The following is a 26,919-nucleotide window of genomic DNA, read 5'->3' on the forward strand; positions in this document are numbered from 1 at the left end:
TGATCCTGAGGGACTCCCAGCGTCCCACCGGGCGGGCGCGATCCCGGCGGCGACTCCCACTCACTGGGAGTCTGGTCCGCGGCTCAGCCCGCGCGGAGATCCTGGAGCAGTTCGCGCGCGGTCTGCTGCACGATGGCGGCGAGCCGCCGCTCATCCGCGCGCTCGAGCGTCACGACGAGGCCGAGCGCGATCGGCGGCAGCCCGGCCACCGGCGGCAACGCGACCGCGACCGAGATGTTCCCGAGGGTCATCTCCTCCTGCGTCAGCGCATAGCCGCGCTCGCGGGTGCGCGTGAGTTCCCGGCGCAGCGGCCCCTCCGCGGTGATCGAGAACCGGGTCTCGCGCTCGCGCGGCACCGCGAAGTACCGCACCAGCCACGGCTCCTCCTGCGCGGCGAGGAGCGCGCGCCCCACCCCGGTGGTGTGCAGCGGCCCGCGGCCCCCGGCCCGGCTCACCGTCGGGATCGACATCCGTCCGGTCACCCGCCCCACGTAGATCGCGCTCGCCGCCGCCGGGTCGTCGCCGTCGAGCACGGCGAGATGGACGTTCTCCCCCGTGGCTTCGTAGAGCCGCACCATGTGCGGGATTGCGCGCTCGCGGAGTCGGAGCGAAAGCGGGGAGAGCTCCCCCAGCTCCCACAATCGTGCCCCCACCGCGTAGCGCTGCCCGGGCAGCCGCACGAGCATCCCGCGCTGCACCAGCGCGGCGAGCAGCCGGTGCAGCGTGGAGGAGGCGAGCCCCGTGTGCGCGGCGAGTTCTCCCGCGCCGAGCTCCGGGTCGTCCTCGGTGAAGCAGGACAGCACGGCGAGCGCGCGGTCGAGGATGCCCTCGCCGGGCGACGTTCCAGCGGTCATGGCTGCGTCCTCCTCGGTACTGCGATCGAGAATACCCCGTGGCATGCTGGGCGCATGGCGAATTCACCGAGCGGCGACAGTGTCGTGGAGCGCGTCGTCCGCGTGCTCGAGACGTTCACCCCGGATCGCACCGTGCAGCGTGTCAGCGAGATCGGCCGTCACGCCGCGCTCCCGTCCTCGACGGCGCATCGCCTGGTCGATGAGCTGGTCGCCGCCGGCCTCCTGGAACGCGATGAAGAGCAGCGGGTGCGGCTGGGGTTGCGGCTGTGGGAGCTGGCCCTTCGCGGCTCCACCGTGCTCCGACTGCGGCAGGCCGCACTGCCCGCGATGGAACGGGTGCAGGCCATCGTGCGGCAGCACACGCAGCTCGCCGTGCTCGAACACGACGAGACACTGTTCATCGAGCGGCTCTCGCACCCGGAGGCCGGCGCAAACATCGCCCGCGTCGCCGGGCGGCTCCCCCTCCACGCGTCCTCCGCGGGTCTCACGCTGCTGGCCTTCGCCGCACCGGAGGTGCGAGATCGGGTGCTCGCGGCACCGCTGCCCCGGCTCGGCCCGAGGACCCCCACGGAGCCCGAACAGCTGCGACGCACGCTGGCGGAGATTCGGCGTACCGGGCACGTCGTGGCTCCGGGCTCCGTCGAGGGGGTCTCCACCGGGGTCGCCGTCCCCGTGCGCGACGCGGGCACGGTCGTTGCCGCGGTGTCCGTCATACTTCCTCGGGGCGCCGACCCCGGGCCCGCACGTGCTGCGCTCCAGGCCGCAGCCGGGGAGATCGAGGCGGAGCTTCGCCAGACGCGAGCATGAGCCCGCGGGAGGGCGAGCCTTCCCGTTGAATGGGATTTCGGGGCGGTAGTTCTCGGGCCCCGGGCACACTAGCCAGCACAGCCGTGGCCCGAATCACAGGAGACTCCCACCCATGACCGTAGAACGCACCCGCGTCGCCATTGTCGGCGCCGGCCCCGCAGGACTGTTCCTCTCGCACCTGCTCGCCGAGATCGGGATCGACTCCGTCGTACTTGACCAGCGCAGCCGCAGCGAGATCGAATCGACGATCCGGGCGGGAATTCTGGAGCAGGGCACCGTCGAGCTTCTCGACCGGATCCCGGGGAGCCGCGCGCGCACGGTCGGGCACCGCCACGACGGCATCCAGCTCCGCTTCGCGGGCGAGGGGCACCGGATCGATTTTCCCGGATCGGTGGGCCGCAGCGTCTGGCTCTACCCCCAGCACGAGGTGTTGCAGGACCTGATCGCGGCGAGACTCGCGGCGGGCCAGGACCTCCGCTTCGGTGCGACCGTGACCGCCGTCACGGGGGTAGACAGCGAGACGCCGCGGGTCACGGGCACGACCGCGGACGGAACCCCCTTCGAACTCCTCGCCGACTTCGTGGTCGGTGCCGACGGGTCCCGCAGCGTGGTGCGCCCGGTGGTCACGGGATCGTCGACGGGGGGATATTTCCGGGAGTACCCGTTCGCCTGGTTCGGGATCCTGTGCGAAGCCCCGCCGAGCGCAGACGAGTTGATCTACAGCAACGCTCCCGAGGGGTTCGCGCTCATCAGCCAACGCTCCGAGACCGTGCAGCGCATGTACTTCCAGTGTGACCCCCACATCGACGCCGACGCGCTGAGTGAGGCCCAGCTCTGGGACACGCTCCAGGCCTGCGTCCCGGGGACGACGCTCACGGAGGGGCCCATCTTCCAGCGCGACGTGCTGCGGTTCCGCAGCTTCGTGGCCCACGAGCTCCGCCGTGGCCGTGCCGCCCTCGTCGGCGACGCCGCACACACCGTCCCTCCGACCGGAGCGAAGGGCATGAACCTCGCCATCGCCGACGTGGTGCTGCTCGCGCGGGCGCTCGAGGAGTGGCTCGGCCACGGTCGCACCGAGCTGATCGACGCCTACCCCGAGACCGCGTCGCGCCGAATCTGGAAGGCGCAGCACTTCTCCTGGTGGATGACCAGCATGCTCCACGCCGCGCCGGATGCGAGCGAGTTCGACCGGCTGCGGCAGCTCGGCGAGCTGCGGTCGGTCGTCGAGTCCGAAGCGGGTCGCACGTACCTCGCAGAGGCCTACACCGGGTGGCCGCTCGAAACCGGCCTCACAGCTCCCGTGGGCTAACCTGCCCGGATGAGCCTTCGCCCCGGTGCCGCCGCGCCCTCCACTCCGCCCGCGGCGCGCTGGGTGGGAGCGCTCAGGGTCGCCAGCGCGGCACTGGTGCTCGCAACGCTCGGGATCGTGTACGGCCTCAACGCGGCAGGCGGGGACCCGCGGGTCGCGCACACCTTCGGCTACTTCACCAACCTCACGAACCTGCTCGCGAGCCTGGTGATGCTCGCCGCCGGCCTCGCCACGCTCCGCGGTCGCCCGAGCGGAACGCCACTGACGACCGCCCGCGCGGCCGCCGCGAGCTGCCTCATCATCGTGGGACTCGTCTACAACCTCATCGTCCCGGGCACCGGCACCGCCCCGCCGTGGGCGAGCGTGATCCTGCACGCGGCGTTCCCCATGCTCGTGCTGCTCGATTGGCTGCTCGTCGCCGACCGGCCGCGGCTGCCCTGGCGCACGCTGTGGTGGGTGCTCCCGTACCCCCTGGCCTGGCTTGCCGTGACGCTCCTTCGCGGCGCCACCGAGGGCTGGGTGCCGTACGGCTTCCTCGTGCCGAGCCGCGGCGCTCCGGCGATCGCATGGACCTCGGCAGGGCTCGTCGCCGCGCTCCTCGCTGCCGCGGCGCTCGTCTGGGCGGGGCAGCGCATCCCCCACCGGGCTAGACTCGTCGGGTGACTGACTCCGCACGCCTCAAGCTCCCCTTCGAGGTGTGGGCCCTCGTTGCCGGCGGGTTCACCGTGGCCCTCGGCTACGGCGTCGTCGCCCCCGCGATCCCGCAGTTCGCCCTCGAATTCGGCGTCTCCGCCTTCGCGGCGTCCGCGATCGTCAGCGCCTTTGCGCTGATGCGACTCGTGGGCGCCCCGCTGGCCGGGTGGGCGGTCGGCAAACTCGGAGAACGCCGCACCTACACGATCGGCATTCTGATCGTGGCGGGATCAACGGGGGCCACCGCGCTCGCGGCCAACTACCCGCAGTTCCTGATCCTCCGCGGCGTCGGGGGCATCGGCTCCGCCATGTTCTCCGTCGCGGCGACCGCGCTCATCATCAAGGTCAGTCCCCCGCTCGCTCGCGGGCGAGTCGCGAGCCTGAACGCGGCCGGCTTCCTGCTCGGCGGGCTGCTCGGCCCGGTGTTTGGCGGTGTCGTTGCTGGCTTCGGCCTGCGCGCCCCCTTCGTGTTCTACTTCTTCACGCTGCTCGTCGCCGCCACCGTCGTCGCGATCGCGCTGCGCCAGTCACGGGCGGCCGGGCACCCCATCGGAGACGACGCACTCGCGCCCAGCATGTCGCTCAGCCACGCGCTGCGCATCCCCCAGTACCGGGCGCTCTTGACGTCAGTGTTCGCCTTCGGCTGGGCCTCGTTCGGCGTGCGGGTGTCATTGATCCCCATCTTTATCGCGGTGGCGTTCCAGGGCAATGCGGCGGTCGCGGCGTGGATTCTCGCGGCCTACGCCGCGGGCAACGCCGTCCTCATCTTCCCCTCCGGCCGCTGGAGCGACACACTCGGGCGCAAGCCCATGCTCATCATCGGGATGACGACCCTGACCGCGAGCTACCTCGTGTTTCCCGCCTCACCGAACCTCTGGTTGGCGGCCGTCGTCATGTTCATCGCGGGCGCCGGATCGGCGCTCGTGAACCCGGGACAGCAGGCCGTCCTCGCGGACGTCCTCGGTCAGCGCCGCGGCGGCAACGTCGTATCCACCTACTCGATGACCAGTGATTTGGGCGGGGTGCTCGGACCGCTGTTCGCCGGAGCGATCGTCGATTTCGCCGGATTCGGGTGGGCGTTTGGCCTCACCGGCGCGCTCCTCGGCGTTGCCGGGATTGCCTGGCTCGTGGTCCCGGATTCACGCCGCCTGGGCACCACGGAATCCGTCGACTAACGGGGGCTACCCCTCGAGGTCGTCCACGCCCGGCATCCAGCTCAGCCCGGGTTTCCCCCACCCGTTCTTGCGCTGCGCCTTCTGCGCGCCACGACTTTCCGGGTGGATCAGGCGGTCCACGTAGAGCAACCCGCTCAGGTGGTCGAACTCGTGCTGCAGGATCCGCGCGAACCACCCGCTGGCCTGGATCTCGAACGGCGTCCCCTCAATGTCCTGCGCCCGCAGCAGGGCGCGCGGGGAGCGGCGCAGCGCGAAGCGCTCGCCGGGGAAGGACAGGCAGCCCTCCACCTCGTCATCCCCGGGCAAGCCGGGCTCGGGCGGCGAGATCCACAGCTCCGGGTTGATGGCGACGCCCTGCGCCGGAGCCTCGTCCTGATCGTCGTACATCCACACGAAGACGCGCTTCCCCACGCCGACCTGCGGGGCCGCGAGCCCCACGCCCGGGGCCGCAACCGTGGTCTCGAACATATCGTCGACCAGGGTACGCAGCGCCGCATCGAACTCGGTCACCGGCTCGGCCGGGCGGTGCAGGACGGGGTCGCCAGAAATCACGATGGGAAGCACAGACATGGTCTTCATTCTAGAGCGTGCCCCGGATCCGGTCCGCAGCGCCCGATAGACTAGGGCGGTTGCCGGGCGGCCCCGCCCGCCACGCCCCGCAGTGAGAGGACCGCCGCAATGTCGTCAACCCCCGCAACGCAGATCGTGTGGATCGATTGTGAAATGACGGGTCTCGATGTGGACCGCGACGGGCTCTGCGAGATCGCGGTGATCGTCACGGATTTCGATCTCACGCCCCTCGACCCCGGCTTCGAGATCGTCATCAACCCGGGCCCCGAGGCGCTCGCGAACATGAACGACTTCGTGCGGAACATGCACACCACGTCGGGGCTCCTCCCCAGCATCGAGCAGGGTGCCACGCTCGAAGAGGCGGAGGCGCAGGTGATCGACTACCTCGCACGCCTGGTTCCCGGCCCCCGCCGGCCGCTCGTGGCGGGCAACACGATCGGCATGGATCGCCGGTTCATCGCCAAGTACCTGCCGAATCTCGAGGAGCGACTGCACTACCGCAGCATCGACGTCTCCACGATCAAGGAGCTGAGCCGGCGCTGGTACACAGCCGCCTACTCGGCCTCCCCCGAGAAGCACGGAGGTCACCGCGCCCTCGCGGACATCGCCGAGTCGATCCAGGAACTCGCCTATTTCCGCGACGCGGTCATGGTCGCGCAGCCCGGCCCAGACAAGGCCGAGGCGAAGGGGTTCGCTGAGTGCGCAACCGAGCGGTTCGCGCCGCTCGTTTCCGGCGTGAACGCAGCCGACTCGGACACCGCCGGCGCGACCGATGCCTCCGAGGAGGCCACCGCGGCCGAGTAAGTCCCCGGCTACGCCGCTGGGTCGTCGGCGCGACCCCACGCGATCGCAATGAGCCGACGCAGCACACCCAGATCGATATCGTCGAGGGTGCGCACGTACACGCACCCCGCCCCCTCGGTGTAGCGGCCCAGCTCGGGCAGCAGTGCCGCTCCCTCCGGAAGGTCTTTCAGGCCATACAGCGAGAGCTGCGCCTTGCGCGGCGAAAACCCGGTCTTCATCCACTCGCCGCGTGTGCGCGGGTTCGCCGGCGACACATAATGGTATCTGCCGTAGCCCACGATAGACGGCCCCCACATCACGGGCGCCTCGCCGGTCACCTCGTGGAAGATCTCGGCGAGGGCGAGTCCATCCGCGCGACGGCGGGCCGGGGTCGCCGCGTCGAGGAACGCGTGCACGTCGGCGTCGGTGGGCTGGGTCTTCGGTGCGCTGGCCATGCGCCCATTCTGCCCCAGCTCGGGCCGCCGCGGCAGCGCCTCCTCGAAAAACAGAAATCCCCCGCCGAAGCGGGGGATTTCATCCGGGTGGCTAACGGGACTTGAACCCGCGACCACCGGCACCACAAGCCGGTGCTCTACCAACTGAGCTATAGCCACCATGCGACCTGCATCCGCCGGGGCGAACGAGGCAACTCTACGATCATAACCCATGCCGGCTCCCGTCCGCGAACCGGCGCGTCACCCCGGGTGTGCCGCGGCGGCGGCACACCCATTCTCCGCGGGATCGGCACGTCCACCCAACACACTCCCCCGCTCGCCCCCGCTTCTGTGTAGGGTGAAAGTATGCTCGTCATGCCGCACGAAGAGTTCGAGGCCCTCGTCGCCGATGGCCTCGATTCGCTGCACGACGACATGCTCGCGCAGCTCGACAATGTCATCTTCCTCGTCGAGGATCGCCCCGAGGACGGCAGCGACATTCTGGGCGTCTACGAGGGCTTCTCGCTCGCCGAGCGGAACGTGTACGGCTACGGCGAGGAGCCGGATCGGATCATCCTGTTTCGGGAGAACCTCCTGGGCCACTGCGCGGATCACGAGGAGCTGGTGCACGAGATCCGCGTGACCCTGGTGCACGAGATCGCGCACTTCTACGGGCTCACCGAGGAACGCATCCACGAACTCGGGTGGGGGTAGCCGTGATGACCGAGACGCAGGCCGGCCGCGCGGAGGACGTCAGAGTGTCACCTGACCATGGGTGGCAGACCGTCGTGTGGGACGACCCGGTCAACCTCATGTCGTACGTGTCGTACGTCTTCCACACCTATTTCGGATTCGACCAGGGGCGCGCGGAGGAACTGATGCTCCAGGTGCACCATCAGGGTCGCGCGGTGGTTGCGGAGGGCGGCCGTGAGGCCATGGAAATGCATGTCGAAGCCATGCACGGCTACGGCCTGTGGGCAACCGTCCGAGAAGCGGGGGCATCATGAGACTCCAACCCCGCGTCGACGGGCTCCGAATCCTCTTCGAGGCCGACGAGGCGGCGATGCTCGATCAACTCATCACGCAGCTCGTGGAGCTGCTCCAGAGCCACAGCGGCACCGCGCTCGACCCGGACCCCCTGTTTGCGAGCCTCGAGGTCGGGGGCTCCGAGGAGCTGCCACACGATCCCGCGCTGGCCCGCCTGTTCCCGGACGCCTATGAGGCGAGCGACGAGTCGTCGTCGTTCCGGCGCGTCACCGAGCAGGGGCTCCTGAACCGGAAGCTGCACGACGCCACCCAGGTGACGACCGCGCTCGGAGTGGGCGACGGAAGTGCCGCAGCGGAGACGATTTCGGTCGATATCTCGCGGACCACGCTGCCGGCGTGGGTGCGCACCATCACCGCGCTCAGGCTCGCGATCGCCGCCCGCATCGGCCTCGACGAGCCCGAGGACCGGCTCCGGCTTCTTGCGGAAGAGGACACCCGCGGCACCGTGCTCGTGTTCGACTGGCTAGCGGCGATCCTCGAGTCGGTGCTCACCATTATGACGGCCCCCGCGTCGGATGACGCTGCCGACGAAGATCCCGACGCTTCCTAGGCGGGATCCTGGAGGGAGCGCGGGTCCACCACGTCCTCTCGCGCGGTCAACAGGCTCGCAGACGTGATCCCCGCCGCGCCGAAGCGTCCCCGGAGTTCGTCGACGGTCTGATCGACCGCGCGCCAGTCATCGTCATCGCTCCACAGCGCTGCCGGATCGCTGCCCGCGGGGGCGAGCTGCTCCGCTCGCACCCCGATGAGGCGTACCGGGCGGGTGCTCCCGAGCGCGGTGAAGAGTTCGCGCGCGGTCTGATAGATCCGCTGCGTGGAGTTCGTTGACTCCGTGAGGGTGCGGGATCGTGTCACGGTTTCGAAACTCTCCCACCGCACCTTGATCGCGACCGTCCGCGCCTCGAGCTGAGCCGCGCGCAGGCGCTCCCCCGTTCGGGTTGCGAGCCGCAGCAGTTCGCGCTCCAGGAATGCGGGATCGTTCACGTCTCGCGCAAAGGTTTCCTCGTGGCCGATACTTTTCTCGGTGCGCGTCGTTTCGACCGCGCGCGCGTCGCGGCCGTGGGCCAGCTCGTGCAGGCGCCGCGCGCTCGCGGTGCCCACGATCCGGGTCAGAGATGACAGCGGTTCGCGGGCCAGATCCGCGACGGTGTGGATGGCGCGCGATTTCAGGCTCCGCGCCGTGGCCGCCCCCACACCCCACATTGCCTCGACGGGGAGCCCGTGGAGGAACTCGATCGTCCGCTCCGGGGGGATCTCGAGCACTCCGTCGGGCTTCGCGCGCTGCGAGGCGAGCTTCGCCACGAACTTCGTAGCGGCGAGCCCGACCGACGCGGGTAACCCGGTCCGCTCGCGAATGCGCTCACGGATCGCACGTGCGATCTCGGCCGGGCTCCCGAAAAGTTTCAGCGAGCCGGAGACGTCAAGGAATGCTTCGTCGATGCTGAGCGGTTCCACGAGCGGTGTGAACTCTTGGAACACCGCCATCACCTCGCGTGAGGCCCGACGGTACTTTTCGAAGGTGGGCGGAATCAGCACGAGTTCCGGGCACAACTGCTTGGCGCGGCCGACCGGCATCGCGGAGCGCACGCCATAGCGACGTGCCTCGTAGCTGGCGCTCGAGACCACGGAACGTGCGGTGTCGTGTGCGGCGGCCACCGGCCGCCCCACCAGTTCGGGCCGATCCAGCAGCTCCACCGAGACGAAAAAGGAGTCCATGTCGACGTGCAGCATTGAGGCCACGGACCGCTGAGACTCCACCATCCCACTATTGCACCACACACCACTGACGTTTTCGTGCGCGGTGCACGGGGGCGGTCTGGTGACACTCAACGCCCGAGCCGGTGCAGCACGTCGTCCACAGCTCTGGTTGAGCATCCCCGAGTGCGAAGTTACTCACATCTGGCGAGCTGGCCCTCGGATGAGCCTCGTCCCCTGTCAAGATCGGCCGCACACATACATACTCGGGAGCGTGATGCAATTGACTGAAGCACAGACCTGGGCGGCTCTCGGCATGCTGACCGCCACGGTGCTCGGCATGTTGACCTTTTCCACCCGGACGATGACCCGCACCATGACGTTCCTCGTGGACGGGATCCGCGGCGCACTGGACGGACTCCGGGGCGAAATGGACGGACTCCGGGGCGTCGTGGAGGGCCTGGGACAGCGCATCGATCGCATCGGGGAGGAGTTCAGACGCGAGAATGACGAATTCCGAAGCGAGATCAGACGCGAGAATGACGGACTCCGAAGCGAGATCAGACGAGAGCTGGATGGAGTCCGTGAGGAGATCACCGCGCTGCGCGAGGCCGACTCCCTCACGCGAACAAGAATCACTGAGCTGCATGACGCGACGGTCCAGCTCCGGGGCGACGTGAACACCCTCACGCATCGCGTCACGTTCCTGGAGCAGAGCATGACCGAGGGCTTCGCGAGCGTCGAACGGCGTTTCGCACAGATCGGCGGGTGATTGAGGCAGCGCGACGCAGCAGGCACCGCACGTGCCTCACGTGCGGTGCCTGCTGCGTGCGTTCACGCGCCGTGGGTCGGGACTACGCGCCCGCACGCTCCAGCACGAGCTCGCGCACGCGCGCGGCGTCGGCCTGGCCGCGCATCGCTTTCATCACGGAGCCGATGATGGCGCCGGCGGCCTGCACCTTGCCGTCGCGGATCTTCGCGAGGACGTCGGGCTGTTCGGCAAGCGCCGCGTCGACGGCAGCGATGAGCGCCCCGTCATCGGACACGATGGCGAGACCCCGGGCCGCGACGATCTCCGCGGCGGTGCCCTCGCCGTCGATGATCCCCTGGATCACCTGGCGGGCGAGCTTGTCGTTCAGCGTCCCCTCGTCGACCAGGGCCACCACGGAGGCGATCTGCTCCGGGGTGATGAGCTCGGTCGGGACCGCGCTGCGCTCGTTCGCGATGCGGGCAATCTCGCCGGTCCACCACTTGCGTGCGGCCTGCGCGGGCACGCCCGCGGCGACGGTCGCTTCGATCGCGCCCACGAGTCCGGCGTTCACCACGTCCTGGAACTCCAGGGTCGAGAACTGCCATTCGGCGATCAGGCGACGGCGGCGCAGCGTCGGGTGCTCGGGCAGCTGGGCCCGCAGTTCCTCGACGAGCTCGCGCGACGGCGTGAGCGGCGCGAGATCGGGCTCCGGGAAGTACCGGTAGTCGTCCGCGTCGCTCTTCGGACGGCCGGGAGAGGTCTCCCCCGTGTCCTCGTGCCAGTGCCGCGTCTCCTGCGTGATCGAGCCGCCGTCGGCGAGGATCCGCGCCTGGCGCTGGATCTCGAAGCGTACGGCCCGCTCGATCGAGCGCAGCGAGTTCACGTTCTTCGTCTCGGTGCGCGTGCCGAGCACGCTCATTCCGGCATCCTCGTTGCCGCGCGGACGCAGCGACACGTTCGCGTCGCAGCGCAGGTTTCCGCGCTCCATCCGCGCGTCCGAAATGCCGAGCGCCGTGACGAGCTCCCGGATGGTGGCGACGTAGGCCGATGCGATCTCGGGGGTGTCCGCTTCGCCGCCGAAGATCGGGCGCGTGACGATCTCGACGAGCGGCACGCCGGCGCGGTTGTAGTCGACGAGCGAGTACTCGGCACCCTGGATCCGGCCGGTCGAACCGCCCATGTGGTTCAGCTTGCCGGCGTCTTCTTCCATATGGGCGCGCTCGATCGGCACGTGCACCACCCGGCCGGAGGCGAGTTCGATCTCCACGGATCCGTCGTGCGCGATCGGATCGTCGAGCTGCGAGATCTGGTAGTTCTTCGCCATGTCCGGGTAGAAGTAGTTCTTCCGGGCGAATCCTGACACCTCCGCGATCTCACAGCCGAGGGCGAGGCCCAGGCTGATCGAGTAGCGGACCGCCTGCTCGTTGACCACCGGCAGTGCGCCGGGCAGGCCGAGGCAGACCGGGGTGAGATTGGTGTTCGGTTCCGCGCCGAAGGTGTTCGGGGCGGCGGAGAACATCTTGGTCGCCGTGTTGAGCTCGACGTGCACCTCGAGCCCGATCACGGGCTCGAAACGCTCGAGCGCCTCGGCGTAGTCCATCAGCTTGGTCTTCGGTGCCATTACGCGCCCGCCTTCCCGGTCAGTGCCCCGACAAGGGACGGGGCCTGCGCCCAGAACGGAGCCGCATCGCGGTCGGCGATGAGCTGCTCGATTGCCGCGCCCGCGCGGTACAGGCGGGCGTCCTCGAACGCGGGGGCCATCAGCTGCAGGCCGACCGGCAGGCCGTCCTCGCTCGCGGTGCCAATCGGCAGGCTCAGCCCGGGAATGCCCGCGAGGTTGGCGGGGATCGTGGTGGCATCGTTCAGGTAGTCCTGCATCGGATCGCCGCCGTGCGTGCCGAGCGTCCACGCCGTCGTCGGTGCGGTCGGTGATGCGATCACGTCGACCTGTGCAAACGCCGCGGCGAAGTCGCGCTGGATCAGCGTGCGCACCTGCTGGGCGCTGCGGTAGTAGGCATCGTACGAGCCCGCGGAGAGCGCGTAGGTGCCCAGGATGATCCGGCGCTTGACCTCGGCCCCGAAGCCGGCCGCGCGCGTCTCGCTCATGACGCCCTCGACCGTGCCGCCGCCCTCGGGCGTGACGCGGAGGCCGAAGCGCACCGAATCGTACTTGGCGAGGTTGCTGGAGGCTTCTGCGGGGAGAATCAGGTAGTACGCGGACACCGCGTACTCAAAGTGCGGCGCGTCGATCTCAACGATCTCCGCCCCCTGGGCCTCGAGCAGTGCCAGCGCCTCGTCGAAGCGTGCCTTGACTCCCGGCTGCACGCCGTCGATCATGAGCTGCTTGACCACGCCGACGCGGAGCCCACGCAGGCTCGCCGGGTCCGCGCCGCTCCGTGCCGCCGCGGCCATGGAGGGCCAGGCGAAGTCGAGCGAGGTCGAGTCGTGCCAGTCGTGTCCGGCGACCACATCGTGGAGGAGAGCCGTGTCAAGCACGGTGCGCGCGCACGGGCCGATCTGGTCGAGCGAGGACGCAAGCGCGATCGCGCCGTAGCGGCTCACGCCGCCATAGGTGGGCTTCGCACCCACCGTCCCGGTGAGCGCGGCAGGCTGACGGATCGAGCCGCCCGTGTCCGAGCCGAGCGCGAGCGGCGCTTCGAACGCCCCGACCGCGACCGCAGAGCCGCCCCCGGAGCCACCCGGCACCCGGGTCGGGTCCCAGTGATTGTGGGTGGGGCCGTAGGCGGAGTTCTCGGTGGCCGAGCCCATCGCGAACTCGTCCATATTGGTCTTGCCGATGTTCACGAGGCCGGCGGCGCGGGCCTTCGCGACGGCGGTCGCATCAAACGGTGAGCGGTAGCCCTCGAGAATCTTCGAGCCCGAGGTCGACGGCATGTCGGTGGTGACCAGCACGTCCTTGATCGCGAGCGGTACGCCGGCGAGCTCGCCGAGCTGCTCTCCTGCGCTGCGGCGCTCGTCGATCGCTCGGGCCGCTGCGAGCGAACCCTCCGCGTCGGTGGCCAGGAACGCGTGCAGCTCCCCATCGACCGCGGCGATCCGATCGAGGTGAGCCTGCGTGGCCTCGACCGAGGACACCTCGCCCGCGGCGAGCTTCGCCGCGAGCTCGGCGGCGGTCAGCTGAATCAGCTCGCTCATTACTGTTCCTCTCCCAGGATCGATGAGACGCGGAACATGTGATCCGTCGTTTCCGGCGCGTTCGCGAGCGCCTGCTCGCGGGTGAGCACATCGGTGATCTCGTCGGCTCGCGTCACGTTGTTCAGCGGGATCGGGTGACTCGTCGCGGGCACGTCCGCGCGTACGACCTCGCTCACCTTCGCGACGTTGGTCAGGATCGAGCCAAGCTCGGTCGTGAACAGGTCTACTTCGGTGTCGGTCAGCGCGATTCGGGCGAGGCCCGCGAGATGCTGCACGGTCTCGGCCGTGATCTCACCGCTCGGGGCGGTGTGATCGGCCGCAGAGGTTTCAGGCATGCTGCTCCATCATGGCTTCGGGGTGGTTCTCAGACCTCACCATCTTAGCGAGCGGCCACCGAGAACCCGGCCCCCTAGACCGGGAGGAACGCGGCGTTGACCTCCCCGGTCACGCTCGTGGTCGCCTCCGGATCAAAGCGGCGCTCGGGGCCCGGCTCCAAATCGAGCGCGGAGAGCTCCACCCAGACCACGTGCGGGCTGCGGGCTGACTCGAAGAAGTAGCGCCGGTCGCTCAGATCGGCGACCGTGCGCCAGCGCGTGGTCGAGACGTTTGGGCGCACCGGATCGGCGGTCCCAAACGGGGCGGACGCGTTGCGAATCACGCTGAACGCGAAGGCCGCCGCCTCGCGGGCGCTCGTCGTGTGCGGCAGCCGCGCCGAGTAGAACGCGGCGCGGGCGAAGCGATCCGGCGAATCGGTGCCGCCCGGGAGCGGGGCCTCGCCGCCGAGCCCGGCATAGCGGCGCTCAAGTTCCAGCTGCTCGTCGTAGGCGGGCGAATTCGCCATCACCGTGAACTCGGCACCGTGATGCACGATCATCTCCCCGGCGATGAACTCGATGATCGCGGAATCGCCGCTGGGGTCGGCGAGGGCAAGGTGACCGGTCCCCGGCTTGCCGCCGATCGAGAGCGGGATGATCTGCACGCGGCTGTCGGTCAGCCAGGCCACGGCGCTGGCCACGTTTGCGAAGCGGTCAAGCAGGCACTGAATCGCCTGGGCGAGGTTCAGGCCGGGGCGGCTCTCGTCGCGCACCCCGTAGTCGGACTCGGCGAGGTAGAGCCCGCTCACCTGCAGCCCGGTCTCGTTCATCCCATCGACGGCGATCTCTCCGTACATGAGTGAGACGATGCTGCCGTACTCCGCCGTCCAGGTGAAGGAGCCGGGAGCCCCCGGGGCGCTCTCACGCTCCGCCCCGCGCGGCCGCGCCGCGAGCACGGTTCGGGTTTCCTCGAACCAATCCATGCTGCGCCCAACCAGCACGTTCCCTGCGCCGGGACTCCCGGCCGAAGACCACACAAATCGCGTACACATGCTTTCACCATAGCGTGCTCAGGCGCTGAACGGGGCGGGCATTTCGGTGCGGCTGCCGTCGCGGTTCCAGAGCCCCGAGCACCCCCGCCGGTGGCTTCCGACCAGGTGCACGTCGGCGATCCCCAGGGCCGTCATCAGCGCATAGACGGTGGTCGGTCCGACAAATCGGAACCCCCGTCGCTTCAGATCCCGCGCGAGCGCGTGGGACTCCGGCGACGTGGCGGGCACGTCCGCGTCGGTCAGCGGCGCGGGGGATCGTTCCGGCATGTACGACCACACCAGCTCCGGCAGCGTGGGCCCGCCCTCGTCCGCAAGCCTGAGCGTCGCTTGCGCGTTCGTGATCGTCGCCTGCACCTTCAAGCGGTTCCGAATGATCTCGGGGTCTGCGAGCAGTCGCGCCACATCGGAAGCGTCGTACCGCGCAATCCGGGCCGGATCGAAGCCGTCAAAGGCCGCACGGAATCCTTCCCGCTTGCGCAGCACCGTCAGCCAGGACAGTCCCGACTGAAACGCCTCAAGCGTGAGCCGCTCGAACACCCCGGTCTCGTCCGTGACCGGCATTCCCCACTCCTCGTCGTAGTACCCGGTGAGGAGCGGATCTTGCGCCGCCCAGGCGGCTCGGTGCAGTGGGGACGGCGGCGGCGTATCCACAAGCGTCATGCGTGTTCCCTTCGGTTCGCCCCGGTGGGTGGTGGTAGATCGGCGGTTCCAGAGTAGTCAGCTCCGCCAGCCTCGCGGGGTGCCCCTGGTGATCTGTGGACAACTCCCGCGAAGCTCCGTCTCTCCCAGCGTGTGCGCTACTCCCCGAGGGCGAGCGCCGCCGGGCCCTCGGTCACGAGAATCGCGAACTGGGCGGCATCGAGCACCGGAATTCCCAGCTCCTCCGCCTTTGCAAGTTTCGAGCCGGCACCGGGGCCCGCGGCCACGAAATCGGTCTTCTTCGAGACACTCGAGGCCGCCTTCCCGCCGGCCTGCAGGATCGCCTCCTTCGCGCCGTCGCGGGTGAACCCGTCGAGCGCGCCCGTCGCGACGATCGTGAGTCCCGTGAGCACGCCCCCCGCCGCCTCCGCAGCGCCCGGACCGGGATGCCCCGGGGTGGCCCACTGCACGCCTGCCGCGGTCCAGCGCGTCACGATGTCCTGGTGCCAGTCCACCGCGAACCAGTCCGCCAGCGACTCCGCGATCGTCGCGCCCACGCCATCGACCTGCGCCAGCTCCTCCGGGCTCGCCGCGCGGATCGCGTCGAGCGACCCAAACCAGTCCGCGAGCGCGCGGGCCGCGACGGGGCCGACGTGCCGAATGTTCAGCGACACGAGGAGACGCCACAGCGGCTTGGTGCGGGCGCGTTCCAGCTCCGCGAGGAACGTTTCCGCGTCCTTCGACGGGGTGACCACGCGATGGTTTTTCGTGAGCCCGCGCTGCCGCCGTTCGCCGGCCGTCAGCCCCTCGGCCTCCGGCGGGTACTCCCACGTGACCCGCTGGAACGGCGCACGTCGCACCAGCTCGCCCGTGTCCGGGTCGGTTTTCTGCTCGCCGGTCTCCGCGTCGCGCACGATCACCTCGATGGGCACGATCTGCTCGAGCGTGAGATCGAAGAGGCCGGCCTCGGTGCGCAGCGGCGGGGTCTCGGGGACCTCCGGCTGGGTCAGCGCGGCCGCCGTGATCTCCCCGAGCACTTCGATGTCGAGCGCGCCGCGGGAGCCAATGTGCTCCACCCGGCCGCGCACCTGTGCGGGGCAGTTTTCGGCGTTCGGGCAGCGCAGATCGATGTCGCCCTCTTTCATCGCGCGCAGGGCCGTGCCGCATTCGGGGCACGCCTCGGGCATGCGCCACTCCGTCTCGCTCCCATCCCGGAGCTCCAGCACCGCGCCGAGCACCTCGGGGATCACGTCGCCGGCCTTGCGCAGCACGACGGTGTCCCCGATGAGCACACCCTTCGCCGCGACAACCTGCTGGTTGTGGAGCGTCGCCTGACGCACCGTGGAGCCGGCGACCTTCACGGGCGCCATGACCGCGTACGGGGTCGCGCGGCCGGTACGCCCCACGCCGACGCGAATATCGAGCAGGCGGGTGTGCACCTCCTCCGGCGGGTACTTAAACGCGATCGCCCAGCGCGGCGCGCGACTGGTCTCCCCGAGCTCGGCGTGCAGCGCCAGCTCGTCAACCTTCACGACGATGCCGTCGATCTCGTGCTCCACATCGTGGCGATGCGCCCCGCGATCCTCGATGAACGCCACGACCTCCTCGACGGTGTCGAAGATGCGCGAGTGCGGGGAAACCGGGAGCCCCCACTCCCCCAGGAAGCGATAGGCGTCCGACTGGTTCTCGAAGCTCGGGTGATCCCAGGCACCGATGCCGTGCACGTAGAGCGACAGCCGGGCCAGGCGCTCGCGCATCAGCGCGAGATCGGCCGGGGTCTTGTTGTCGGCCCGCTGCCGGAGGCTGCCCGCGGCCGTGTTGCGGGCGTTCGCGAACTCCGGGTACCGCACGGGGATCTGATCCTCCGTCTTACCTTTGGCGCGCTGATCCGCCGCGAACTCGGCCTGCAGCTCGTGCTGCCGCTCGTTCAGCCAGGCGAAGTCCGCGCCGCGGAGGAAGACCTCCCCACGGGCCTCGAAAAACTCCGGGATCCCCTCGCCCACCAGGCGGCGCGGGATCGCGGGGATGAGGTCCACGTTCTCCGTGATGTTCTCCCCGACCCGCCCGTCACCCCGCGTCGTCGCCGTTTCGAGCACGCCGTTCCGGTACGCCAAGCTGATCGCGAGACCGTCAATCTTCAGCTCCGACAGCCACCGCACGGGCCGCCCCGCGGCCCCGCGCGTCTTCTCCGCCCACTCGCGGAACTCGTCAAGCGAGAACACGTTGTCGAGGCTGAGCAGCCGCTCCGCATGCTCGTGCTCCGGGAAGCCCGCGGAAACCACCGCGGCCCCGACCTCGCGCGTCGGGCTGTCCTGCCCCGCGAGTTCGGGGAACGCGCGCTCGATCGCCTCGAGCCGGTGGAACAGCACGTCGTACTCGGCGTCTGAGACGAGGCTGGCCCCCTCGGAGTAGTACGCGCGGCGCAGCCGCTCGATCTCGACGGTCAGGCGTGTCGCCTCGTCCCGTGCCGACGCGAAGTCGGCGGGCAGTTCGGCGGAGTCTGGAGCAGGATTGGGAGTCACCCTCACATTGTACGAGCGGCCTCAGACAGGAGCGGGCGAACGCTCCGTGCGCTCCGTGCGCGCCGTGCGCTACGCGGGGGCCGGAGCGTCGGCGAGCGCGCGATCGATCGTGAACTGCCCCAGCACGCGGGTGCCCATGTACAGCACCGCGGTCTGTCCGGGCGCCACACCGAACAACGGCTCGGCGTGTTCCAGGTCGATATCGACAACGATCTCGTGCGTGGCGTCGGCGCGATGCTGTTCGGTCCGCTCTTCCTCACGGATCGGAACCAGACGCGCGGTCGCGGGGACCGGCTCGGCGTGGGCGCGGATCTGCACGTCGCAGCGGAACGTCTCGCTCGGATCGAAGCCCGGCTCCCCCGCCCAACTAAACCGTCCGCCCGCGATCCGGGAAATCGCGAGGCGATCCTTCGGCCCCACCACCACCTGATTGGACACTGGCCGGATCGAGAGCACGTAGCGCGGCTTGCCGTCCTCGGCAGGACGACCCAGCTGCAAACCGCGACGCTGCCCGACGGTGTAGCCGTGCGCGCCGTCGTGGGTCCCCACGACGGCCCCGGCCTCATCGAGAATCTCCCCGGGCTCGCGCGACACGTGATCCGAGAGCCAGCCGCGCGTGTCGCCGTCGGGGATGAAGCAAATATCGTGGCTATCCGGCTTCTGCGCCACCTGGATCCCGCGCTCCGCGGCCTCCGCGCGCACGAGCTCTTTGGAGGGCGTGTCGCCGAGCGGGAAGTAGCAGTGGGCGAGCTGGCGTTCCGTGAGGACGCCGAGCACATACGACTGATCCTTCGACCAGGCGCTCGCCCGGTGCAGCTGGCGCCCCTGGGGACCGTCGAGGATCGTCGCGTAGTGGCCCGTGGCGACGGCGTCGAAGCCGAGGGCGATCGCTTTGTCGAGCAACGCCGCGAACTTGATCTTTTCGTTGCAGCGCATGCAGGGATTCGGGGTGCGTCCGGCCGCGTATTCGGAGATGAAGTCGTCGACGACGTCCTCCCGGAACCGTTCGCTCAGATCCCACACGTAGTACGGAATGCCGAGCAGATTCGCGGCACGCCGGGCGTCCATCGCGTCTTCGATCGTGCAGCATCCGCGCGAGCCCGTCCGGATCGTTCCCGGCATCCGACTCAGTGCGAGGTGCACGCCCACTACTTCGTGCCCGGCCTCGACCGCGCGCGCAGCAGCAACCGCGGAGTCGACACCCCCACTCATTGCCGCCAGAACTTTCACCCGAATAGTCTAGGCCAGTCCGGCTGAACGCGCCCGCGCAATCGCGTCCGGCAGCGCGGCAAGCAGGCGCTCGATCTCCTCGGCGCGGGTGTCCGCGCTCAACGTGAATCGGAGCGCCCCCGCAGCGTCGTCCTCGGGAAGCCCCATGGCGCGCAGCACATGGGAGGTCTCCGCGACACCGGCCTGGCAGGCCGAGCCCACGGAGACCGAGACACCGGCCGCGTCCAGGAGGAAGACCAGGGAGTCACCCTGGCAGCCGGGGAACGTGAAGTGCGCATTCCCGGGCGCGCGCTCGGGCCCGGGTGCCGGGCCGCGCAGCACGGCCTCCGGATCGATCGATCGAATCCCCGCGATCAGTGTGTCGCGGAGTGTCGTCACTGCGGCGGTGTGCGCGGTCGTCGGGTGCCGATCCGACCCCACGGCGCGCCGCATCGCGGCGGCGAAGGCCACCGCCCCCGCGACGTCTTGGGTGCCGGATCGGCCACGCTGTTGCGTGCCGCCGTGCAGGATCGGGTCGACGGTGGTCCGCCGGCCGAGCACGAGGGCCCCGACCCCGACGGGGCCACCGATCTTGTGCGCGGAGACGCTCAGCACCGCGGCGCCGGAGCGGGCGAAATCAACCGGAACCTGTCCGAGCGCGGCGACCGCGTCCACGTGACTCGGAATCCCGGCGTCCGCCGCGATCCCGCACAGCTCCGCGACGGGCTGGATCGTCCCCACCTCGTTGTTCACCCACAGGAATGAGAGCAGCGCGACCTGATCCGGTCCGGCCGCCGCGATCGCGCTGCGGAGCGTGTCGGGGGTGAGCCGGCCCGCGCCGTCGATGGGCAGCCACACGAGCCGCGCCCCTTGCGTGTCCCGCAGCCATTCCGCCGCCTCGACCGTGGCGTGATGCTCACCCTCGGCGACGAGGATCACGGGCCCGGCACCGGCGCGGCGACGGGCCCAGTACAGCCCTTTGATCCCGAGATTCACCGACTCGGTGCCGCCCGCGGTGAGGATCAGCTCCGCGTGATCGCAGCCGAGGGCGGCCGCGATCTCGGCCCGGGCCTCCTCGAGCGTTTCGCTGGCGCGCTGCCCGTGCCCGTGCGTCGAGGCGGGGTTTCCGACGACCTGCAGGGCCTCGAGGTACGCGGCGGCGACCTCCGCAGACATGGGCGAGGTCGCCGCGTGATCCAGATAGGCGCGGGGTTCGGTCACGGGATCCCGCCTAGTAGAGCAGGTTCGCGAGCCGTCCGCGAGCCGCGATGACCCGGGGATCGGCGACGCCAACGACCTCGAACAGCTCGAGCAGGCGCTCGCGGATCGCCGGCCGCGCCTCGGCATCGCTCGCCGCAAAGAGGTCGAGGACCCGCAGGAACGCGTCCTCGATGTGGCCACCCGAGAGGTCCAGGTCCGCGACCGCGAGCTGTTCGGCGACCCCGGTGGGGGCGGCCGCAGCCGCGGCGCGGATCTCCTCCGCACCACGTCCCGCGAGGCGCTGCAGGAGCCGCATCTGCACGAGTGCCGCGCGAGCAGCCGCATCCGCGGGGGCTTTGGCGAGCACGGCTTCCCACTCGCGCACCGCGCCATCGAAGTCACCGCGTTCCGCGGCCTCGACCGCCGCGACGTGCGCGGCCGGGATTTCGGGTTCGGCGGGAGCTTCGGGGGCGTCATCAGGCCCGGCATCCGGTGCGGCGACCTGCCCCGTGACCCCGTGCTGCTCCGCGAGCTGGAGCAGCTGAGCGAACACCTCGCGGATTTGCGCCTCGGGCTGCGCACCCTGGAAGAGCGGTACCGGGCGCCCCGCCACCAGCGCGACGACCGTCGGGATGGCTTGGGCCTGGAAGGCCTGCACGAGGCCCGGGTTCGCGTCGGCGTCGACGCGAGCGAGCAGCACCCGGCCGCCGAACTCGCGGGTCACCCGCGCGAGGACAGGGCTCAGTTCCCGTGACGGCTCGCTCCACTCGGCGTGGAGATCGACCACCACCGGGACCACCGTGGACAGCTGGGCCGCCTGTTCGAAGCTCGCATCGGTGACGTCCATCACGAGTGACGGCACGTCCACGACGCGGCTCTCCCCCGGACCACCCGCGGGTGCCCCCGCAGGGGTGCCCGCGGGGGCCTGGGCTTTCGCGGCAAGGTGGCTGAGATCCACGCCGCCGCCGGGAATTCGTTCGGGCATCTGCTGGGCCATCGTTAGTTCCTCACTCCTACGAGCTCGCTCGTCACACCGAGGAGCTCAATCTTCGCGTCTTCGGACTTGCTCGGCACGAAGAACAGCATCTGATGTGCCACCTCCTGCACCAGGCGCTCCTGCTCCCCCGTCAGGCCGGACAGCGCGGTCACGGAGTCCTTCGCCTGCGGCTTGTACCGACCGCCGTCCGCGTCCACAATCTGTTCCTCGATCACGGTCGTCGCCACGAGGGCACCGCCGGCACCCGTGGAGAGCGCGACCGGCTTGGCATCGCCCTGGCGCGCGGTCACCGAGTACTTCATCGTCTGCCCCTTGGCATCCGATTCCGCCTGAGACTGCGCGGTGCGCGCCTTGCCATAGTTCTCGAGCAGTGTGTCGGTGCCCAGGTCGAACAGCTGCGCCGGTTCCGCGTCCGCACCGTCCTGTAGCAGCGTCGCGTACGCGGCACCCACCTGCGCGGGCGGCAGCGCGAGCGTTTCGATGTCGTTCGACAGGAGCGCCGTGCCGTCCTCAGCGGGCGCGGCCTGCGGCATCGAGATTCCGCCGCGCAGCGCAACCACGCGCGACACGAGGTAGTTCTCGTGCGGGGACTGCTGCGTCATCAGGAGGGCCAGGGAGGGTGAGGCGATCTCGACCGCTTCCTCTCCCTCGGCGGGCACCGCCGTCGCGCCCGAGGTCGAAGCTACCGTGATGAACAAGGTGCGCGGCCAGCCTTCCGTGCTCTGCACCAGCTCGTAGTCGAGCTCCTCGTCGGTGATCCGTGGCGGGATCACCGGGTACTCCGGAACCGCTGCCCGGATCGTGTAGTTCGCCGTCCGCTGCGCGAGCGCGTCGCCCGTGAACCGGTCCGCGAGGGCCGTGGCGTCAAGCGAGTCATCGCCGGACATCGCCGTCTCCGAGACGTCCGCAATGATCCGCTTCAGCTGCCCATCAGTCACCGGCACCGGCGCGATGGCCGACGGGCTGGTCGTTGGGGCCTCCTCCGTCACCTCCGGCGCGGCGGCCTGCGGCCAGTAGCTCGGGGAGCACCCGGTGAGGCCGAGCGCGACCGTCAGGCCGACGGCCGGGAACGCCGCGCGCCGGATCCAGCGCGGCGGGCGGGTCGATGATGCCCGCAGCTCGGCCCGACCGGGCTGCGCCGAAGACTCGCTGGGCTCAGCGGCGGGCGGGGCCGTCCGGGTACGACGTGAGCGGCCGCCACCCAGCGCGTTACGGATGCCCTGCAGCGGGCCGCGGCGTCCGCGCCGGGGCCCCAGGCCGCGCCGGTCGTGATCGACGGCGAGAAGGTAGAGCACGCCTCCGATGAGCGCCAATGCGCCACCGCCCACGAGCAGCGGGCCCGCCCACGGGGTGTTGCGATCCTGCGCCCACACGAGGGAGATCTGTTCCGGTGCCGGCTGCATCCCGTCCGAGGCAATCAACACTGACTGCTCCTCGGTCAGCGCCACGGGGACCCGCAGGGTCTCGGGCTCGACTCCGCTCCCCGATTCGTCGATGGCGCGTTCCTCGAGCCAGAGGTCGCTGCCGCGCGGATCAATTCCGGATTCGGCGAGTTCGGCGTTCGCGGGATCGGCGGGGTCTGCGGGTGCCTCCTCGCTCCCCTCTGTGGTGACCGCGGCGACGGGAACGCTCTGGAGCGCCTTCGCGGCGCTGTCGACGTCGAGCCGCGTGTGTGCGAACGGTGCGACCCACGCGTCCACGTCGCGCGTGGCACCCGTCGCGACGAATGCCTGCTGCCCCTGCACGACCACATTTGCCTGCCCGGGCACCTTCGCGAATTCGGCCCCGTTCACGACGGCGAAGCCGGCCTCCGAGGTGGTTTCGACGGGGTAACTGATCTCCGCGGGCCCGGCCAGGAATGTACGCTGGCCAATCCCCAAGATCAACAGCACGCCGGACAGTACAAGCGTCGCAATCGCAAGCACGTATCGCACGTGAGCTCCTCACATTGGTTCTTCCATAACCGGGTGCGCATCAGGTACTCAATTCTCCGTGCGCAAACGGGTGTTCAGCGTTCAACGCTACCGGAGCTTTCCGAATGTGACATGCGTACAGCCCCGGATTCCGTTCATCCCCTGCAGATTTGCCCCACAGCGGGTCGGGTTGTGAACTATCATGGACCCCTACATGCCCGGGCCGCTACTCCTTGCTGCGTCGCGCCCGCGGGAGGTCCCCGTTTTGAGATTCCGGAGCGCACGTGTCCGAAGCAGTTCAGCCATTCACCCCTGCCTTCCGCGGCTATAACCGCGAGGAAGTCGACGAACGCGTCACGGCGCTCACGAGCCACATCAGTTCCCTGCAGTCGCACATCGAGTCGCTGCAGGTTGCGCATCAGGAAGCCACGGGGATCGGCCAGGAACAGCGTCAGCTGATCGCGGAACTGCAGGAACAAGTGGCCGAGCTGGGTGCCAGCGGGTATTCGGGACTCGGACTCCGGGTCGAGAAGAGCTTGCAGGTTGCGGAGGATCACGCACAGCGCCTCATGGCCCAGGCGGATCTCGACGCGGAGAAGCTGCGGCGTTCCTCTGAGGCGGAGAGCGCGCGCGTATTGAGCGCCGCGCAGGCCCGTGCCGACGAGCTGCTCCGCTCGGCGACCGAACAGGCCGAGGTGCTCGTCTCCGGTGCCCGCACCGATACGGCGCAGCAGGACGCGGTGGCGAATGCGGAGCGCGAGCGGCTGTGGGAAGAAGCGCGTCGTGCCGCCGAGCTGACGCGCAGCTCATCCGAGCGCGAGGCGCACACGCAGCTGGAGGGGGCGAAGCGCACGGCACAGGCAACCCTCGCTGCCGCACAGGCTGAGGCCGATCGGCTGACGGCCGAGGCCCGCGCCGCCGCCGAAGAACTGCGCGCGGTCACCGAACAGCAATCCGTTGCTCTTGCGCGTCAGCAGGAGGAGAGCGAGCGTGAGGCCGAGCTTGAGCGCGCGCGGCTCGTTCGCGAAGGCGAGCGCGCCCGCGCCGAGTTCGAGGCCAAGCGCCAGCGCGAGGAAGCGGAGCTGGAGGAGCGCTTCACGGAACGTTCGCGCACGCTCGAAGCGGAGATCGACGCGCAGCGCCGCGCCCTCACGACGGAAATGGAGACCCTGCGCGGACGCATCGCACAGGAGCGCGCCGACCACGACGAAGCGCTCAGCACCGAGCGCGCCCAGCACGACCGCCGCATCGCCTTCGAACAGCAGACGCATCTGGACCGCAGCGCACAGGAGCGCACGGAACACGAGGCCGCGATCGCGCGCGAGCTCGAGGCGCACCGTGCGGAGCTCGCGACGCTGAGCGATCAGGCCAGCCGGGAGCAGGAACTCCTCACCGCGCGCGCCAGCCAGCAACGGGCCGACGATCGCGCTCAGCTTGACGCCGAGCTGGCGGCGGCGCGGGAACAGCAGGACGCCCTCCTCAGCGGCGAGCTCGAGGCCCACCGGAACCGCATCGCGAGCGAGCGGGAGACCCACGAGGCAGACATCGCCCGTGAGCGCGGTGCCCACGACGACGCGGTGCGGGCCGAAACCCTGGCGCACGAGGTCCGGCTGCGCGACGAGCAGGAGGCACACGCGGCACGCCTGGCCACCGAGCTCGCCACCCACCAGGATGCGCTGACGCGCGAGCGCGCCGCACACGAGGATCGCATCGCGGCCGAGAGCGAGGCGCACGAGCAGCGCCTCGCCGCCGAGCGGGCGGAGCACGACACCGCGCTCACCACGGAGCGGGCCGAGCACGACGCCGCGCTCGCCACGGAGCGGGCCGCACACGACACTGCACTCGCCACCGAGCGGGCCGAGCACGACGCCGCGCTCGCTACGGAGCGCGCCGCGCACGACACGAACCTCACGAACGAGTCCGAGGCCCACGTTCAGCGCATCCAGACCGAACGGGCGGCACACGAAAGCCGAATCGGCCAGGAACTTGCCACCCATCAGGACCGGCTGATCGCTGAGTGGGACACCCACCGTGCCCAGATCGACGCGGAGCGGACCGCGCACGAGACCGAGCTCGCCACGGAAGCCGAGCAGGCCGCCACCCAGCGAGAACGGGATCTCACCGAACACCAGGCCGGCCTCGCGAACGCGGCGACCGTACAGGACGAGCGGCTCGCCGCGCAGCTCGCCGCGCACCAGCAGCAGCTGGCGGACGAGCAGGCCGCGGAAGCCGAGCGCGCGCGCATCGCCCGCGAGGAGGCCGCCGAGGCGCTCGGGCTCGAGCGAGAGGAGCTGGAGCTGCGAATGGAGCGCGAACGCGCGGCTCTCACCGCCGACCTTGCCCGCGAACGCGACGAGCACGATCGTGAACTCGCGGCCGCGCGTGAGCAGCACGCGGAAGACCTCCGCACCGAACGCGCAGCACAGGAGGCGGCCATCGCGCGCGAGGTCGCGGCACTCCGCACGAGCGTCACCGAGGAAACCGATCTGCTCCGGGCCGACACGGTCGCCGAGCTCGCCGACTACCGCGCTGCGGAAGAGGCACGACTGAGCGCGCAGCGCACCGAGATCGAGGATCGGGTCCGGAGTCTGCAGGAACAGATCGAGACCGATACCCGCACCTTCACCGTCGCGGCATCCGAGCAGCGGGAGGCGCTCGAACAGGACCTCGCGACGCGCCAGCGCGAGGCCGCGGAGGCAACGCAGCGCGAGATCGCGGCGGCGACGGCAGAACTCACCGAGCTCCAGACTCAGCTTGCGGCGGCCCGTACCGAGCACGAGACGCTGACCCGTGACGCTGCTCAGGACGCGCGAAACATGCGCGCGGCCGCCGAACGCCAGGCCGCGGAGATCATCGTCGAGGCTGAGCAGCGCGCGCAGACGACGTTCGCGTCCGCTGAGGAGCGCGCGGCGAAGGTCCTCGCCGCCGCGGAGGATCGGATGACGCAGCTGAAGGTGGAGCGCGGCGCCGTCGCCCGCTACTTCGAGAGCCTCGGCGAAGTCATCACGAACGCGCAGAAGATGAGCACCGTCGCCGGCCGCCTGGTCGAGGCACCCGTTGCCGAGGACATGCTTGCGCAGGAATCGGCGCAGGAATCGGCGCCGGAGGCTGCGTCGGGGTCGGAACCCCCGTCCCAGAACTCCTGAGGATGAGTGGGGGCGCGCCCGAACGGCCGCCCCGCTCCCCCGGGCACGCGACACTGGCAGGATGGAAGCATGACGATTACGGCCGCCGCAGACGGATCAGCGCTCGGAAACCCAGGCCCCGCCGGTTGGGCCTGGGTCATCGACGATGCGCAGTGGCGTGCCGGTGGCTGGCCCCGTGCCACCAACAATCAGGGTGAGCTCATGGCTGTGCTGGATCTGCTGCTCGCGACGGCCCACCGCGCCGAGGAGCCGCTGCACGTGCTCTGCGACAGCCAGTACGTCATCAACTCCGTCACGAAGTGGATGCCGGGCTGGAAGCGGAAAGGCTGGCGCAAGGCCGATGGAAAGCCGGTGTTGAACCGGGATCTGCTCGAGCGGCTCGACGCCGCGCTGCAGGGGCGCGCCGTGACCTTCGAGTGGGTGAAGGGACATGCGGGACACCCGCTGAACGAGGTCGCGGACGATCGGGCTCGTGCGGCGGCAACCGCGTTCCAGGCCGGTCGTGAACCGAACGCGGGCCCCGGCATCGCCGGTGCCGAACGCTCCCCCGCCGTCGACGTCGCCGGACCGACGACACCGACCCCGCCGCCCACCCTGTTCTAGCGCGCGGACGCGCCGCGTTAGCTCAGGCGCCAGCAGTGCGCGTGGTAGTG

The 26,919-nt window shown here is 70.0% G+C and carries 25 protein-coding genes and 1 tRNA gene; 11 read left to right on the forward strand and 15 right to left on the reverse strand.

The window, feature by feature from the left end; genetic code table 11:
- Positions 1 to 83 precede the first annotated feature (83 nt).
- Positions 84 to 854, reverse strand: coding sequence for an IclR family transcriptional regulator (locus D3230_RS01325; protein WP_202343202.1), 771 nt, complete (start codon positions 852 to 854; stop codon positions 84 to 86).
- 54 nt (positions 855 to 908) lie between these two features.
- Between D3230_RS01325 and D3230_RS01330 the strand changes: the two genes are divergently transcribed.
- The 4 genes from D3230_RS01330 (at position 909) to D3230_RS01345 (ending at position 4,838) form a co-directional block, all read left to right on the forward strand.
- Complete coding sequence (locus tag D3230_RS01330) at positions 909 to 1,661, forward strand: IclR family transcriptional regulator (protein ID WP_202343203.1); 753 nt, start codon at positions 909 to 911, stop codon at positions 1,659 to 1,661.
- Positions 1,662 to 1,773: 112 nt separating this feature from the next.
- A complete protein-coding gene (locus tag D3230_RS01335; protein WP_202343204.1) occupies positions 1,774 to 2,970 on the forward strand; it encodes a 4-hydroxybenzoate 3-monooxygenase in 1,197 nt (398 codons plus the stop codon).
- 9 nt (positions 2,971 to 2,979) lie between these two features.
- Positions 2,980 to 3,633, forward strand: a complete 654-nt coding sequence (locus tag D3230_RS01340; RefSeq protein WP_237466644.1) for a Pr6Pr family membrane protein — start codon at positions 2,980 to 2,982, stop codon at positions 3,631 to 3,633.
- Positions 3,630 to 4,838, forward strand: a complete 1,209-nt coding sequence (locus D3230_RS01345; protein ID WP_202343205.1) for an MFS transporter — start codon at positions 3,630 to 3,632, stop codon at positions 4,836 to 4,838. The genes D3230_RS01340 and D3230_RS01345 overlap by 4 nt, the downstream gene beginning before the upstream one ends.
- A 6-nt stretch (positions 4,839 to 4,844) precedes the next feature.
- On the opposite strand, the gene def is transcribed toward D3230_RS01345, so the two are convergent.
- Positions 4,845 to 5,408 (reverse strand): peptide deformylase, encoded by a 564-nt coding sequence (gene def / locus D3230_RS01350; RefSeq protein WP_202343206.1) that lies wholly within the window; start codon positions 5,406 to 5,408, stop codon positions 4,845 to 4,847.
- 108 nt (positions 5,409 to 5,516) lie between these two features.
- On the opposite strand from def, the gene orn reads away from it, so the two are divergent.
- The gene (gene orn / locus D3230_RS01355; protein WP_202343207.1) at positions 5,517 to 6,212 is read left to right on the forward strand and encodes an oligoribonuclease; all 696 of its coding nucleotides are present in this window, start codon (positions 5,517 to 5,519) and stop codon (positions 6,210 to 6,212) included.
- Positions 6,213 to 6,220: 8 nt separating this feature from the next.
- Here orn and D3230_RS01360 read toward each other — a convergent pair whose 3' ends face one another.
- Both D3230_RS01360 and D3230_RS01365 read right to left on the reverse strand, forming a co-directional pair.
- On the reverse strand, positions 6,221 to 6,646 hold the full coding sequence (locus tag D3230_RS01360; protein WP_202343208.1) for a DUF1801 domain-containing protein: 426 nt from the start codon (positions 6,644 to 6,646) through the stop codon (positions 6,221 to 6,223).
- 86 nt (positions 6,647 to 6,732) lie between these two features.
- A tRNA-His gene (locus tag D3230_RS01365) sits at positions 6,733 to 6,805 on the reverse strand.
- A gap of 186 nt (positions 6,806 to 6,991) precedes the next feature.
- On the opposite strand from D3230_RS01365, the gene D3230_RS01370 reads away from it, so the two are divergent.
- The 3 genes from D3230_RS01370 to D3230_RS01380 are packed head-to-tail and all read left to right on the forward strand — an operon-like array spanning position 6,992 to position 8,222.
- Positions 6,992 to 7,339 (forward strand): metallopeptidase family protein, encoded by a 348-nt coding sequence (locus D3230_RS01370; protein WP_202343209.1) that lies wholly within the window; start codon positions 6,992 to 6,994, stop codon positions 7,337 to 7,339.
- Positions 7,340 to 7,344: 5 nt separating this feature from the next.
- Positions 7,345 to 7,632, forward strand: coding sequence for an ATP-dependent Clp protease adapter ClpS (gene clpS, locus D3230_RS01375; RefSeq protein WP_202343210.1), 288 nt, complete (start codon positions 7,345 to 7,347; stop codon positions 7,630 to 7,632).
- A complete protein-coding gene (locus D3230_RS01380; protein WP_202343211.1) occupies positions 7,629 to 8,222 on the forward strand; it encodes a DUF2017 family protein in 594 nt (197 codons plus the stop codon). The genes clpS and D3230_RS01380 overlap by 4 nt, the downstream gene beginning before the upstream one ends.
- Here the strand turns inward: D3230_RS01380 and dinB are convergent.
- Positions 8,219 to 9,433: a DNA polymerase IV gene (dinB, locus tag D3230_RS01385; RefSeq protein ID WP_202343212.1), complete on the reverse strand. Its 1,215-nt coding sequence runs from the start codon at positions 9,431 to 9,433 to the stop codon at positions 8,219 to 8,221. The genes D3230_RS01380 and dinB overlap by 4 nt on opposite strands.
- A gap of 217 nt (positions 9,434 to 9,650) precedes the next feature.
- Here dinB and D3230_RS01390 point away from each other — a divergent pair, with 217 nt between their 5' ends.
- A complete protein-coding gene (locus tag D3230_RS01390) occupies positions 9,651 to 10,139 on the forward strand; it encodes a hypothetical protein (RefSeq protein WP_202343213.1) in 489 nt (162 codons plus the stop codon).
- A gap of 82 nt (positions 10,140 to 10,221) precedes the next feature.
- Here the strand turns inward: D3230_RS01390 and gatB are convergent, their stop codons facing one another.
- The 10 genes from gatB to D3230_RS01440 all read right to left on the reverse strand — a co-directional run bounded on the left by gatB (position 10,222) and on the right by D3230_RS01440 (position 23,141).
- Positions 10,222 to 11,739 carry an Asp-tRNA(Asn)/Glu-tRNA(Gln) amidotransferase subunit GatB gene (gene gatB, locus D3230_RS01395; protein WP_202343214.1) on the reverse strand — a complete coding sequence of 506 codons (1,518 nt, stop codon included), beginning with the start codon at positions 11,737 to 11,739 and terminating at the stop codon, positions 10,222 to 10,224.
- Positions 11,739 to 13,274 (reverse strand): Asp-tRNA(Asn)/Glu-tRNA(Gln) amidotransferase subunit GatA, encoded by a 1,536-nt coding sequence (gene gatA / locus D3230_RS01400; RefSeq protein ID WP_202343215.1) that lies wholly within the window; start codon positions 13,272 to 13,274, stop codon positions 11,739 to 11,741. The genes gatB and gatA overlap by 1 nt, the downstream gene beginning before the upstream one ends.
- On the reverse strand, positions 13,274 to 13,609 hold the full coding sequence (gene gatC, locus D3230_RS01405) for an Asp-tRNA(Asn)/Glu-tRNA(Gln) amidotransferase subunit GatC (protein WP_202343216.1): 336 nt from the start codon (positions 13,607 to 13,609) through the stop codon (positions 13,274 to 13,276). The genes gatA and gatC overlap by 1 nt, the downstream gene beginning before the upstream one ends.
- 74 nt (positions 13,610 to 13,683) lie before the next feature.
- Positions 13,684 to 14,640, reverse strand: coding sequence for a linear amide C-N hydrolase (locus tag D3230_RS01410; RefSeq protein WP_202343217.1), 957 nt, complete (start codon positions 14,638 to 14,640; stop codon positions 13,684 to 13,686).
- An 18-nt stretch (positions 14,641 to 14,658) separates the two neighbouring features.
- The gene (locus tag D3230_RS01415; RefSeq protein ID WP_202343218.1) at positions 14,659 to 15,300 is read right to left on the reverse strand and encodes a DNA-3-methyladenine glycosylase I; all 642 of its coding nucleotides are present in this window, start codon (positions 15,298 to 15,300) and stop codon (positions 14,659 to 14,661) included.
- Between the two features lie 137 nt (positions 15,301 to 15,437).
- Entirely contained in the window at positions 15,438 to 17,801 is a 2,364-nt protein-coding gene (gene ligA / locus D3230_RS01420) for an NAD-dependent DNA ligase LigA (RefSeq protein WP_337249035.1), read from the reverse strand.
- Between the two features lie 69 nt (positions 17,802 to 17,870).
- Entirely contained in the window at positions 17,871 to 19,031 is a 1,161-nt protein-coding gene (gene mnmA / locus D3230_RS01425; protein ID WP_337249036.1) for a tRNA 2-thiouridine(34) synthase MnmA, read from the reverse strand.
- 9 nt (positions 19,032 to 19,040) lie between these two features.
- Positions 19,041 to 20,186, reverse strand: a complete 1,146-nt coding sequence (locus D3230_RS01430) for a cysteine desulfurase family protein (protein WP_237466763.1) — start codon at positions 20,184 to 20,186, stop codon at positions 19,041 to 19,043.
- Between the two features lie 55 nt (positions 20,187 to 20,241).
- Positions 20,242 to 21,207, reverse strand: a complete 966-nt coding sequence (locus D3230_RS01435; protein WP_202343220.1) for a tetratricopeptide repeat protein — start codon at positions 21,205 to 21,207, stop codon at positions 20,242 to 20,244.
- A gap of 2 nt (positions 21,208 to 21,209) precedes the next feature.
- Positions 21,210 to 23,141 (reverse strand): DUF8094 domain-containing protein, encoded by a 1,932-nt coding sequence (locus tag D3230_RS01440; RefSeq protein WP_202343221.1) that lies wholly within the window; start codon positions 23,139 to 23,141, stop codon positions 21,210 to 21,212.
- A gap of 263 nt (positions 23,142 to 23,404) precedes the next feature.
- Between D3230_RS01440 and D3230_RS01445 the strand changes: the two genes are divergently transcribed.
- Both D3230_RS01445 and D3230_RS01450 read left to right on the forward strand, forming a co-directional pair.
- On the forward strand, positions 23,405 to 26,266 hold the full coding sequence (locus D3230_RS01445; protein ID WP_202343222.1) for a hypothetical protein: 2,862 nt from the start codon (positions 23,405 to 23,407) through the stop codon (positions 26,264 to 26,266).
- 69 nt (positions 26,267 to 26,335) lie between these two features.
- Positions 26,336 to 26,869, forward strand: a complete 534-nt coding sequence (locus tag D3230_RS01450; RefSeq protein WP_202343223.1) for a ribonuclease H family protein — start codon at positions 26,336 to 26,338, stop codon at positions 26,867 to 26,869.
- Positions 26,870 to 26,919: the final 50 nt, after the last annotated feature.

Origin of the sequence: Leucobacter chromiireducens subsp. solipictus (assembly GCF_016758195.1) — a bacterium.
Taxonomy (GTDB): domain Bacteria; phylum Actinomycetota; class Actinomycetes; order Actinomycetales; family Microbacteriaceae; genus Leucobacter; species Leucobacter solipictus.